The following is a 12455-nucleotide window of genomic DNA, read 5'->3' on the forward strand; positions in this document are numbered from 1 at the left end:
TACCCTGGACAGGCGTCGGGCCGATTCCCGGCATTGCCCAAGAATTTCGCAAGAAACCAGTTCCCCCAAGAGCCACAAAGAAGGTAGGACACCGTGAACCCGGTAATCAAAAAATTCCAGTTCGGTCAGTCGACCGTTACCCTCGAGACTGGCCGTATCGCCCGTCAGGCCTCCGGCGCAGTATTGGTCACCGTTGACGACGACGTCAGCGTATTGGTGACCGTAGTCGGTGCCAAGCAAGCCGATCCGGGCAAGGGCTTCTTCCCTCTGTCCGTTCACTACCAGGAAAAGACTTACGCTGCCGGTAAGATCCCTGGCGGTTTCTTCAAGCGTGAAGGCCGTCCTTCCGAGAAAGAAACCCTGACTTCCCGACTGATCGACCGTCCGATCCGTCCACTGTTCCCTGAAGGTTTCATGAACGAAGTGCAGGTTGTCTGCACCGTCGTTTCCACCAGCAAGAAGACCGATCCGGACATCGCTGCGATGATCGGTACCTCGGCTGCCCTGGCGATCTCCGGCATTCCTTTTGACGGCCCGATCGGCGCCGCCCGCGTGGCTTTCCACGAAAGCACCGGCTACCTGCTGAACCCGACTTACGAGCAGCAAGCTGCCTCGAGCCTGGACATGGTCGTTGCCGGTACTTCGGACGCCGTGCTGATGGTTGAATCGGAAGCCAAAGAGCTGACCGAAGACCAGATGCTGGGCGCAGTACTGTTTGCTCACGACGAGTTCCAGGTCGTGATCAACGCCGTTAAAGAACTGGCTGCCGAAGCGGCCAAGCCAACCTGGACCTGGGCGCCTGCTCCAGAAGCCACCGAGCTGCTGGCTGCTATCCGTTCCGAGTTCGGCGAAGCGATCTCCCAGGCTTACACCATCACCATCAAGGCCGACCGTTATGCGCGTCTGGGCGAGCTGCGTGACCAGGTTGTGGCCAAGCTGTCCGGTGAAGAAGGCCAGCCTTCGGCTGCCGACGTCAAAGCCGCTTTCGGTGAAATCGAATACCGCACCGTTCGCGAAAACATCGTTAACGGCAAGCCACGTATCGACGGTCGCGACACCCGCACCGTACGTCCGCTGAACATCGAAGTCGGCGTTCTGCCGAAGACTCACGGTTCGGCACTGTTCACCCGTGGCGAAACCCAGGCTCTGGTCGTCGCGACGCTGGGCACCGCCCGTGACGCACAGCTGCTGGACACCCTGGAAGGCGAGAAAAAAGATCCGTTCATGCTGCACTACAACTTCCCTCCGTTCTCGGTGGGCGAGTGTGGTCGCATGGGTGGCGCCGGTCGTCGCGAAATCGGTCACGGCCGTCTGGCCCGTCGTTCGGTTTCGGCCATGCTGCCTGCCGCTGACGTGTTCCCGTACACCATCCGTGTGGTATCGGAAATCACCGAATCCAACGGTTCGAGCTCGATGGCTTCCGTTTGCGGCGCTTCCCTGGCCCTGATGGACGCGGGTGTTCCGATGAAGGCACCGGTTGCCGGTATCGCCATGGGTCTGGTTAAAGAAGGCGAGAAGTTCGCCGTCCTGACCGACATCCTGGGCGACGAAGACCACTTGGGCGACATGGACTTCAAGGTAGCCGGTACCGCCAAAGGTGTGACCGCGCTGCAGATGGACATCAAGATCAAGGGCATCACCGAAGAGATCATGGAAATCGCTCTGGGCCAAGCCCTGGAAGCGCGCCTGAACATCCTCGGCCAGATGAACCAGATCATCGGCCAGTCGCGTACCGAACTGTCGGCCAACGCTCCGACCATGATCGCGATGAAGATCGACACCGACAAGATCCGTGACGTTATCGGTAAGGGCGGCGCGACCATCCGTGCGATCTGCGAAGAAACCAAGGCTTCGATCGATATCGAAGACGACGGCTCGATCAAGATCTTCGGCGAAACCAAGGAAGCGGCTGAAGCAGCACGTCAGCGCGTTCTGGGTATCACCGCTGAGGCCGAGATCGGCAAGATCTACGTCGGCAAGGTTGAGCGCATCGTCGACTTCGGCGCATTCGTCAACATCCTGCCGGGCAAGGACGGTCTGGTTCACATCTCGATGCTGAGCGACGCTCGCGTAGAGAAAGTGACCGATATCCTGAAAGAAGGCCAGGAAGTGGAAGTGCTGGTACTGGACGTGGACAACCGCGGTCGTATCAAGCTGTCCATCAAAGACGTGGCAGCTGCCAAGGCTTCGGGCGTTTAATCACCCCGCAGCTCTAGCGCAATGAAAGATGCCCCGCCGTGAAAACGGCGGGGCATTTTTTTTGTCCATGAAATATCGAGTCATTCGGCGAAGTTGCCGACCCGCAAGACCAGTGCTAGGTTTAGCCCACCGCCCGTGTAGCTCAGCCGGTAGAGCAGCGCACTCGTAACGCGAAGGTCGCAGGTTCGATTCCTGTCTCGGGCACCACCTCTCCCTAATCCTTTTAAACCGGCATTTATGTTCCACAGGTCAACTTTTTGTGGGAGAGATGTAAAGAGCCGTGTAATTCGTCATGCAAACGTCCTATATTCGGTGCCTGCATGAGCATCGCTTAGCAGTTTTCAGATGATCCCGAATGGTTCCGAAGGCCGGACAGTCCGCGTCAGAGAGATCCTTGATGATCCAGATCCATCCTCCATTCCCATGATCAGCGAGAACGCCATGACCGAATTAACTCAAGAGCAACGTCACGAAGAAGCGCTAAGAAAATACATCCTGGATGTTCCGGATCTGCAGGAAGAGATCAAGGACCTGAGTCCCGATGATCAGAAAGACCAGATCCAGTGGGCGTTCGAAGACGAAGCCGAAGCCCAGGGCCTGCAACCTTGGGAGTTGACCCTCAAGTACACCAGTACGCCTGAAGAGTTTGAGGCCAAGCGTCTGGAGCTGCACAAGGAAGCGGCTGAAGTGCTGGGTGTCGAGTGGGAAGAGTACTGCGAGATGAACAATCTGGTGGTCTGAAACAAAAACGCCAGCCTCGAAAGGGCTGGCGTTTTTTATTGCGTGATCGACTCAGATGCTCAGGCGCATCGACAGGTCCACAGCCTTCACATCCTTGGTCATCGCGCCGATCGAAATGTAGTCCACCCCGGTCTGTGCGATCGGCAGCAGCGTGCTTTCGTTGATGCCGCCACTGGCTTCCAGTTTTGCCTTGCCGGCGTTCAGGCGCACGGCTTCGCGCATGTCATCGAGGCTCAGTTCGTCGAGCATGATGATATCGGCACCGGCGGCCAGCGCTTCTTTCAGTTCCTCCAGACTTTCCACTTCGATTTCCACCGGCTTGCCCGGGGCAATCTTGTGCGCAGCGGCAATGGCTTGTGGGATGCCACCGCTGGCGGCGATGTGGTTTTCCTTGATCAGGAACGCGTCGTACAGGCCGATGCGATGGTTATGGCAACCGCCGCAGGTGACCGCGTATTTCTGCGCCAGACGCAGGCCCGGCAGGGTCTTGCGGGTGTCGAGCAGTTTTACCGAGGTCTCGGCGACGAAGTCCGCCAGGTATTGCGCGCGGGTCGCCACGCCCGACAGCAATTGCAGGAAGTTCAGGGCGCTGCGCTCGCCGGTCAGCAGCGAACGGGCCGGGCCTTCCAGATGAAACAGCGGCTGATTCGGCGAAACCCGTTCGCCATCGCGCACCTGCCAGTGCACCGCCACCCGCGGATCGAGCTGGCGGAACACCGCATCGACCCAGGCTGTGCCACTGATGACGGCGGCGTCGCGGGTGATGATGGTGGCTTTGGCCAGGCGTTCGGCCGGGATCAGTTGCGCGGTGATGTCGCCGCTGCCGATGTCTTCGAGCAACGCACGGCGCACGTTGGCTTCGATTTCGGCGGTCAAATCGGCGAGACGTAGATTCGGCATAACGGGCTCCACAAACTAAGTGGCCCGATTATAGGGGCATGGCGTCGGCCAACCCAAGGCGAGAACAGCCAGGCAGCGCTGCATCCGGTCGATTTTCTTTGAGCAAACCCGTTTCTGTCGTGGTCACTGCAAGGTGTTGGCGCATAGGGGAAACCCTGACGGCTCTGGCGCCGGGGACAACTTTTGCAAGATAATCCGCCTTGCATTTGACGCCATGACTTTGACGTCGGCGAATCACCGTTTCAGGAGGCTTGGATGCACAACGACGGGAATGTAGTGCCTCTGCACAAGGCCACTACCGATCAGGCGACTCACTCGCCGCTCGCCCGCCTGCCTGTGATTCTGCTTCAGGTTCGCGACAAGGCTGCCCAGCGCCTGCGCAACGGTTTGCAGGAGTTGTTCGATAACGCCGACGACACCCTGTTCGAAATGGCCGATCGGGCACGCAATGACGTCGAACAGAACATTTTTTTCGAAGCCATGCGCGACCTGCGCCTCAAGCGCAAGAACATCGAGCGCGGTTTTCTCGAGCAGTTCTTCGAGGCCTTTGTCGGCCTCACTCAATTCGATCCCGTCCCCACCGTCCTCTCTCATGCTTTGCAGCACGAGGACACGACAGTGCGCACCGATGACATGGAGCGCAACGTCGCGGTCGAGACCATGGTCGGCCGCGTACTGAATCGCGACGGTTTCGCCCTCGATCAACTGACCACGCGATTCAATGCGCTGTTGGGCAAGACCCTGGACGATCATTACAACCCGCTGGGCCCGGCGATGCTTTGCGAATACTTCCTGCAGGCCGGGCGCAACTTGGGGGTGGAGATCAAGGTCAAACTGATCCTGCTCAAACTGTTCGAGCGGTATGTGCTGGCCGATACCGATCAACTCTACGCCGAAGCCAATCAACTGCTGATCGCCACGGGCGTATTGCCCGAGCTCAAGCCGGCACCGGCCCGTCGCGCCATCGATCAGGCCGTGGCCAGCGTGCAGGGCGAATTCGAGGGCGTCGACAAAACCCAGACCGATGCGGGCGTGCAGGAGGTCTTCGCCGCGTTGCAGGAGTTGCTGCTGCACGTGCGCGGCACCGTTGCGCCGACCCTGGAGCCCAGCGCTCCCGCCCAGCCGATTTCCACCCGCGACCTGCTGCGCCTGCTCTCGCACCTGCAGCAATACGTACCGGCGCTGGCAGTGCAGGACGATTTCGATCTGCGCCATCAACTTGAACAGTTGCTGACCCGGGTCAGCGTGCGCAGCGGCAAATCACGAATCGTCGGCGGGGCGGACGAGGACGTGATCAATCTGGTGGCGATGGTCTTCGACTGCATCCTCGATGATCGCAACCTGCCGGACTCGCTCAAGGCGCTGATCGCCCGGTTGCAGATCCCGATGTTGAAGGTCGCGGTGATCGACAAAAGCTTCTTCAGCCGCAGCAGCCACCCGGCGCGGCGGCTGCTCAATGAAATTGCCGAGGCGGCGATGGGCTGGGGCGAGTGCGACGGTAATGCGCGCGACAGCCTGTATCTGCGCATCGAACAGGTGGTGCAGCGCCTGCTGGCGGATTTCGTCGATGACCCGGCGATTTTTTCCGAGTTGCTGGCGGATTTCCTCGCCTTCACCAGTGACGAACGCCGTCGCAGCGAATTGCTTGAACAGCGTTTGCGCGATGCCGAAGAGGGCCGGGCGAAAACTGAACTGGCTCGTCAGCGGGTCGAGCAGGCGTTGAATCAGGCGTTGCTGGGCAAAGTCCTGCCACCGTCGGTAGTGACGTTCGTGCAGGAGGCCTGGAGCAAGGTGTTGCTGCTGACTTGCCTCAAGCACGGCGATCAGTCCGCCGAATGGCATGCCGACGTGCAGACCATGGAGCAATTGATCTGGAGTGTGCAGCGCCACGACGACGCCGAAGCCGGTCTGCGTCTGTTGGCGCTGGTGCCGGGATTGCTCAAGTCATTGAGGGACGGCCTGAGCACTTCAGCTTTTGACCCGTTTGCCACCAGCGGCTTTTTCAGTGAGTTGGAAGCGCTGCATGTGCGCCTGCTCGAGCCGTCCAGCGGACCGGATCAGTCCGTGCTGTCGGAAATGATCGAGGTGTCGCAGACGATTGTCTTGCAGATGGCCGACGACGGTCTCAAGCCACGCACGCCGGCGCGTTTGCCGGCCGACGATGTCGGTTTGCGCCAGGTCGATCAGTTGCGCCTGGGCAGTTGGGTGGCGTTCGAGGAAGACGAAGAACACACCCTGCGCTGCAAACTGGCGGCGATCATCGAGGCGACCGGCAAGTACGTATTCGTCGACCGTACCGGGATGAAAGTGCTGGAGCGCGAGCGCACCGAACTGGCCCTGGCGTTTCGTCGCGGCGCGGTGCGGACGCTGGACGACACCTTGCTGTTCGATCGGGCGCTGGAGTCGGTGCTCGGTAATCTGCGGCGGCTCAATCGCGGCAAGTGATCGCGCGCCGGGGGCCGATCACGGCATACTGGTCGCCAACACAGTCGGCGTTGAAGGAATCGGTATGCAGTTGGATCCCGCAAGCGGGTGGTGTCACGGGGTGCAGGTCTGCCCTTCGCCCAACTTCAATGAACGCCCGGCGGGCGAAGTCTCCCTGTTGGTCATCCACAACATCAGCCTGCCACCGGCGCAGTTCGCCACCGGCAAGGTCCAGGAATTTTTCCAGAATCGTCTGGATGTCACGGAACATCCCTACTTTGCCGGGATCGCCGACCTGCGCGTGTCTGCGCATTTTCTGATCGAACGTGACGGCAAGGTCACCCAGTTTGTCTCCTGTCTTGAGCGTGCCTGGCATGCCGGTGTTTCGGTGTTCGAAGGACGGGAAACCTGTAACGATTTTTCCGTGGGCATCGAGCTGGAAGGCACCGATGATCTGCCGTTCACCGATGCGCAGTACCAGGCGCTGACCGTGCTGACCCGGCAGATACAGGCGGCGTTCCCGGCGATCACCGTCGAGCGGATCTGCGGGCACAGCGACATCGCCCCCGGACGCAAGACCGACCCCGGACCCGCATTCGACTGGGCACGCTACCGCGCCGCCCTGGCACAAGAGGAAGGACAATGAGTTTTCTGGTGTTACTGCTGGCGGTCTGGATCGAGAAGTTCTCGGCCCTGCGCCAACGGGTGCAACGCGATGGCGGATGGATCCGCGAACTGCACAAGCTTGAAACCGGCGGGCTGGCGAAACAGCCGTGGCTGGAGCTGACCATCCTGGTGCTGTTGCCGGTGGCGCTGCTGGGCTTGCTGCTGGTGGTGCTGGAGCCGGTGGCCTACGGTCTGCTGGCGTTGCCGGTGCATTTGCTGGTGGTGATTTACAGCCTGGGGCGGGGTGACCTGCTCGGCGAGCTCGGGCCGTTCCGCGACGCCTGGCGCCGTGAGGATCTGCAGGCCGCTGCCCATGTGGCCAAGCGTGATCTGAACATCTGCGCCGAAAGCGGCGAACAATTGCTGGAGCAAGTGCAACGACATCTGTTGTGGCAGGCCTACCAGAGCTTTTTTGCGGTGATTTTTTGGTATTTCCTGCTCGGTCCGGTGGCGGCGCTGAGCTATCGCTTGCTGGCGCTGGCCGAAGAAAACGCCCAGAACCCGGCTGTGGCCGAACGGGCCGGGCAACTGCGTCATGCCTTCGACTGGGTGCCGGTGCGCCTGCTGGCGGCGAGCCTTGCCCTGGTCGGCAATTTCGTCGCGGTCAGCCGAGTAATGCTGCACGAGCTGCTGAACTGGAACATCAGCGCTGCGCAACTGATCAACAAGGTCGGACTGGCTGCCGGGGAAATCCCGCCGGCCGCCGTCGGTCCCGAAGGCATCAATACCCTCGACTGTCTGTGGGAACTGCTGCTGCGGGCGGCGGTGCTGTGGTATGCCGGGTTTGCCCTGTGGACGGTGCTGGCGTAGGCCGTTCCTGTGACGAGGGGGGCAATCCCCCTCGTTAACCTTAAGTTACAAAACCTCCCTTCGATTTGAGCTATACAGAGATGGCGCCCGATAGTGGCTATCTGCTGTCGCCCCGCGCCTGCCAATAAAAACAAGAAAAAACCAAGGGAGACTTCCAGTGAAGAGCTTGCTCTATCCCGCCGTCTCGCTGATGAACCGCTTGAGCTTCGGCATGAAGTTCAGCCTGATCAGCGTGCTGTTCCTGGTGCCGATGCTGGTGACCAATTTCTATCTGGTGCGCGATTCCTATCGCGAATTCCAGGGCACCCGGGTGGAGCTGCAGAGCCTCGACCTGCTGGGCAGCAGCCTGACCCTGCGCCGGGATCTGGAAACCCTCAACAATCTGGTGCAGATCAACGTCACCCTCGGTCAGTCCGGCAAGGCCGGCAATGTCGAGGTGCAGATCACCGGCCTTGAGCAAAACGTCCTGGCCCGCCTGCAAGGGCTGACGCCGATGACCGAGGATCCTGAGCAGATCAAATTCTTCGAGACCAAGCGCGATGAAATGATCGCTGCGTTCAAGAACCAACAAGCGGAAAACTCCCTGCAAAGCAAAAGTGCGCTGATCGGCAAACTGCTGGGCAATGCGCAGGTTTTCAGCCAGATCGTGGCCAGTCAGGCCGGATTGAGTCGCGACAACCAGAGCGACATTCGCCAGCTCACCGAGCTGATCACCGCGAATACGCCGGCCGTCACCCAGGCCTTGGGCGAAGGTCGGGCGATGGGTTCGTATTCATTGGGCCAGGGCTTTCTCAACAGTTCGTCGAGCACCCGTTTCGACGAGCTGCTGGTGCAGATTGAAAAACTTCAGGCCGAATATGGCCTGAAATTGCAGGACGCGCTGGGCTCCAGCAAAGCCGCCCGTGACTCCCTGAGCGCACTGGCGGATGCCAGCAAGGCGTCGTTGAAACAGGCCGGCACACTGATCGAAGAACAAGTGGTGATGGCCGAAACGCTCGACGCTCCATGGCAGGGGTTTTATGACCAGGTCACCGGGCTGATGGACCAGACCTATCAGCTCGACGACGCCACTCTGAAATTCCTCGACACCCAATTGCAGCAGCGCCTGGGGCAAAACCGCACGCACATGGTGCTGCAAGCTGTGGCGTTGTCGGTGGTGTTCGTGCTGATTTTCTACCTGTACGGTGGCTTCTACGCGTCGACCCGCGCCACTCTGAAAAACCTCGGCGCCATGATGGATAAAGTGGCGGCAGGCGACATGACGGTGAATTTCCGCGCCAACAGCCGCGATGAACTCGGCGAGTTGGGCGAAGTGTTTAACGGTACGGTGCGGAAAATCCATGACCTGATCGAACGGGTCGGCCAAACCGTTGGCGAGGTCGAGCGGCAGGCGGGGCAAGTGGAAAACGTCTCGGCGCAAAGCAATCAGGCAGTCGCCGGGCAGCGCACGCAGATCGAACAAGTGGCCACCGCGATGAACCAGATGTCGGCGACATCGCTGGAGGTGGCACGCAGTGCAGCGGCAGCGGTCAGCAGCGCCCACAGCGTGAACGACGAAACCATCAGTGGTCGCGGGCTGGTGGAATCGCAGCAGGGCAGCATCGCGGCACTGGCGAGCGAAATCGATCAGTCGGTGCTGGTGATCAACCAGTTGGCCAGCGACAGTCAGTCGATCAGTCGCGTGCTGGAAGTGATCAAGAGCATCGCCGAACAGACCAATCTGCTGGCGCTCAACGCCGCGATCGAGGCCGCGCGGGCCGGTGAGCAGGGCCGCGGTTTTGCCGTGGTCGCTGACGAAGTCCGCACGCTGGCCAAACGCACCCAGCAATCGACCGAAGAAATCGAGCAGATGATCGCCAGACTCCACGGCGGCGTCGGTGCGGCAGTAAAGGCCATGGGTGTCAGCCATCAGATGGCCAGCGGCACGGTGGGGCAGTCGGAGAAAGTCCAGCAGGCGCTGGAAAACATCCTCGGCGCTGTCGGCATGATCGTCGACCAGAACCAGCAGATCGCCGCCGCCGTCGAGCAGCAGACCGCCGTCGCCCACGATATCGACCAGAACATCGTCGAGATCAACCGTGCCGGCGAGCGCACCGCAGAAGGCGCGCACCAGACCGAAGATGCCAGCCGTGCGTTGTCGGCGCAGGTGGTCGAGTTGAAACAGCTGATCAGCGCGTTCCGGGTTTGAATTGACCTGCCTCCTGTGAGGCAGGTTTTTTCGGAATGGCTTGTAGTACTTTTTTGCTTAGATCTGTAAGCAAAATCCTGTTTTCCTCCAGGCGCTGGTTTTTCGTCTTCAATGAACCAAGCTCAGTTCTTTGACCACTCGGAGGAGATCGCACATGTCCGCCGCAACCCTGGGCGTCCAGGGCCTCTGCGCCCACTGCCAGACCACGCTGGTGCTCAAACCTTGGCAACTGAATGCCATTTCGATCCACGAAGCGTTCACCTGTGCCCATTGCCAGAAAAGCCTGGAATTGCGTTGCCCCAAGCAGATCAAACGTTTCCGTTCGCTCGATTCACTCGGCCTGCTGCGCGCCAGTGCGCTGGTGACGGTGTGCACCGCGCTGCTGGTGGCCCTGGTGATGGAATGGGTGGGTCTGCTCAGCGTCACCGAGCAGATGAACGGATCGCTGATCGCGATTTTCGTGTACTTCGCGGTGATTCGTTATGCCCGGCAGCGCCAGCATCTGACGCTGATTCTCGACGCGGCCAAGGCCCACGCCGACTGACTACCAGCCGAACACCTCGCAACTGTTGGCGGTACTGGCGGCAGCGAGTTGTTGCGCACTGATGTTCATCAAAGTGGCCAGTGAGTCGCAGATCGCCGGCAGATGCGCTGGCGTATTGCGAATGCCGGGGTACATGGCGGGCGCCATGTCCGGTGAGTCGGTTTCCAGCACCACCGAATCCAGTGGCAAGTCGGCCAGCACCCGGTGCATGCGCAACGCCTGCGGCCAGGTCGGTGCCCCCCCGAGGCCAAGTTTGAAACCGAGCTTGATATATTCCCGCGCTTCTTCACGGCTGCCGGCGAAGGCGTGGATGATGCCAGCGCGTTTGAGCTTGAAGCGCTTGAGCGTGGCAATCACCGCCGCATGACTGCGCCGCACATGGATCAATGCCGGCAGTTCAAAATCTGCCGCCAATTGTAGTTGTGCCTCGAAAAGCGCTTGCTGGCGTTCGCGGTCGAGGGTTTCGATGAAGTAATCCAGGCCGATTTCGCCGACCGCGCACAGCTGCCGATGACCCTTTAGCCGTGTCAGCCAATCGCCCAGAGCAAGCAGGTCTTCAGGCCGATGCTGATCGAGATAGACCGGGTGCAATCCGAACGCTGCGTACAGATCGGCATCGCTTTGCACCAGATCCCACACCCGTTGCCAGTTACCCTCATAGACCCCGAGCACCACCATCCGCCGCACCCCGAGGGCGCGGCTTTCGCTCAGCAGTGCCGCGCGGTCGGCGTCGAAGTCGGGGAAGTCCAGATGGGTGTGGCTGTCGATCAGCTCCACGGCTCAGTCCCGGTGAATACGCTGCTTGAAGGTACGGGCAATGGCTTGCACGCCAGGCTGGTAGTCCGATTGTTCGACCGCCGCCAACGCCAGTTCCAGCGCCTTGTCGGCGATCAACTGGTGCTGCTGGGCCATGGCGTTGACCGGCAGCGGCAGAAAGTCGAGCAACTGGGTGTCGCCGAATGTGCCGAGGCGCAGCGGGCGGTTTTTTAACGGGAAGTCATGCAGCGCGTCGAACACCCCCTGCAACAGTACGTAGGACGTGGTCACCAGCGCATCCGGCAAATGCCCGAGGCGTTGCAGGAGTTCTTCCATCAACTGCTTGCCGCACTCGCGGCTGAAGGACTCGGCGTGTTCGATCAGCACTTCGCCCTTGAACCCGGCCAGGGCTTGTTTGAAACCGGCGGCACGTTCCTGGCTGATGCTCAGTTCCGGGCGGGCGCCCAGCAGCACGATCTGTTTCGGCTGCGGGTCGAGCAGGCTTTCGGTCAGGTGCAGGCTGGCTTCGCGGTCATCGCTGACCACCGAGCAGAAATGTTCGGCATCCATCACCCGGTCGATGGCAATGATCGGCAGGCCCTTGGCCTGCAACTGACGATAACTGTCGTCACCGGCCGGCAGGCAACTGGCGACGATCAACGCATCGCAGCGCCGGGCGCGGAACAGTTGCAGCAGCTGCCGTTCGCTGTCCGGCGCATCGTCGGAGCTGGCGATCAGCAACTGATAACCTCGCGCACGGGCACCTTGCTCCAGCAGTTTGGCGATTCGCGCGTAACTGGGGTTTTCCAGATCCGGCAGGATAAAACCCAGGGTCCGGGTGTGCCGACTGCGCAGCCCGGCCGCCTGTGGATTGGGGGTAAAGCCGTGCAGATCGACCACCGCCCGGACCCGCTCGACGGTGGCGGTGCTGATGCGTTGCTGTTCGGCCTTGCCGTTGATGACGTAGCTGGCGGTGGTCACGGACACTCCGGCCAACCGCGCGATATCACTGAGTTTCAACCCGGGATTTCCTTGTTTTTTCGAGCTTGCCGCGACATTTTCGCCAATCCTACCCGATTCAGGCAGGCGACCATTGTCTCAGCGCATCCGACAAGTTGGACTTCAAGGATGGGACATTATCGAGTAACGTGCCAATCAATCTAGATTAAACGTTTCAGCAAGCGTATTTTCTACGTTTTAGACGCCTTTGGCCGGTTCTGCCGTGAA

10 protein-coding genes and 1 tRNA gene are annotated in these 12455 nt (G+C 60.4%); 8 read left to right on the forward strand and 3 right to left on the reverse strand.

Annotation, left to right across the window (positions count from 1 at the left end; translation table 11 throughout):
* Positions 1 to 93: 93 nt before the first annotated feature.
* The 3 genes from pnp (at position 94) to JKA62_RS18710 (ending at position 2940) form a co-directional block, all read left to right on the forward strand.
* On the forward strand, positions 94 to 2199 hold the full coding sequence (gene pnp / locus JKA62_RS18700) for a polyribonucleotide nucleotidyltransferase (RefSeq protein ID WP_011332410.1): 2106 nt from the start codon (positions 94 to 96) through the stop codon (positions 2197 to 2199).
* 131 nt (positions 2200 to 2330) lie between these two features.
* Positions 2331 to 2406 (forward strand) — tRNA-Thr (locus tag JKA62_RS18705).
* A 234-nt stretch (positions 2407 to 2640) separates the two neighbouring features.
* On the forward strand, positions 2641 to 2940 hold the full coding sequence (locus JKA62_RS18710; protein ID WP_041475501.1) for a DUF6388 family protein: 300 nt from the start codon (positions 2641 to 2643) through the stop codon (positions 2938 to 2940).
* 51 nt (positions 2941 to 2991) lie between these two features.
* On the opposite strand, the gene nadC is transcribed toward JKA62_RS18710, so the two are convergent.
* A complete protein-coding gene (gene nadC / locus JKA62_RS18715; RefSeq protein ID WP_011332412.1) occupies positions 2992 to 3840 on the reverse strand; it encodes a carboxylating nicotinate-nucleotide diphosphorylase in 849 nt (282 codons plus the stop codon).
* Between the two features lie 255 nt (positions 3841 to 4095).
* Here nadC and JKA62_RS18720 point away from each other — a divergent pair, with 255 nt between their 5' ends.
* The 5 genes from JKA62_RS18720 to JKA62_RS18740 all read left to right on the forward strand — a co-directional run bounded on the left by JKA62_RS18720 (position 4096) and on the right by JKA62_RS18740 (position 10472).
* Positions 4096 to 6285 (forward strand): DUF1631 domain-containing protein, encoded by a 2190-nt coding sequence (locus JKA62_RS18720; protein ID WP_201818985.1) that lies wholly within the window; start codon positions 4096 to 4098, stop codon positions 6283 to 6285.
* Positions 6286 to 6349: 64 nt separating this feature from the next.
* Positions 6350 to 6910 carry a 1,6-anhydro-N-acetylmuramyl-L-alanine amidase AmpD gene (gene ampD, locus JKA62_RS18725; protein ID WP_011332414.1) on the forward strand — a complete coding sequence of 187 codons (561 nt, stop codon included), beginning with the start codon at positions 6350 to 6352 and terminating at the stop codon, positions 6908 to 6910.
* Entirely contained in the window at positions 6907 to 7740 is an 834-nt protein-coding gene (gene ampE, locus JKA62_RS18730; RefSeq protein WP_201818987.1) for a regulatory signaling modulator protein AmpE, read from the forward strand. The genes ampD and ampE overlap by 4 nt, the downstream gene beginning before the upstream one ends.
* A gap of 157 nt (positions 7741 to 7897) precedes the next feature.
* Complete coding sequence (locus JKA62_RS18735; RefSeq protein WP_201818990.1) at positions 7898 to 9928, forward strand: methyl-accepting chemotaxis protein; 2031 nt, start codon at positions 7898 to 7900, stop codon at positions 9926 to 9928.
* A gap of 154 nt (positions 9929 to 10082) precedes the next feature.
* Positions 10083 to 10472 (forward strand): hypothetical protein, encoded by a 390-nt coding sequence (locus JKA62_RS18740; protein WP_201818992.1) that lies wholly within the window; start codon positions 10083 to 10085, stop codon positions 10470 to 10472.
* On the opposite strand, the gene JKA62_RS18745 is transcribed toward JKA62_RS18740, so the two are convergent.
* Complete coding sequence (locus tag JKA62_RS18745) at positions 10473 to 11249, reverse strand: TatD family hydrolase (protein ID WP_201818994.1); 777 nt, start codon at positions 11247 to 11249, stop codon at positions 10473 to 10475.
* A 3-nt stretch (positions 11250 to 11252) separates the two neighbouring features.
* On the reverse strand, positions 11253 to 12248 hold the full coding sequence (gene cra / locus JKA62_RS18750; protein ID WP_074691885.1) for a catabolite repressor/activator: 996 nt from the start codon (positions 12246 to 12248) through the stop codon (positions 11253 to 11255).
* Positions 12249 to 12455: the final 207 nt, after the last annotated feature.

It is taken from the genome of Pseudomonas sp. B7, assembly GCF_016735645.1.
Taxonomy (GTDB): domain Bacteria; phylum Pseudomonadota; class Gammaproteobacteria; order Pseudomonadales; family Pseudomonadaceae; genus Aquipseudomonas; species Aquipseudomonas glycinae.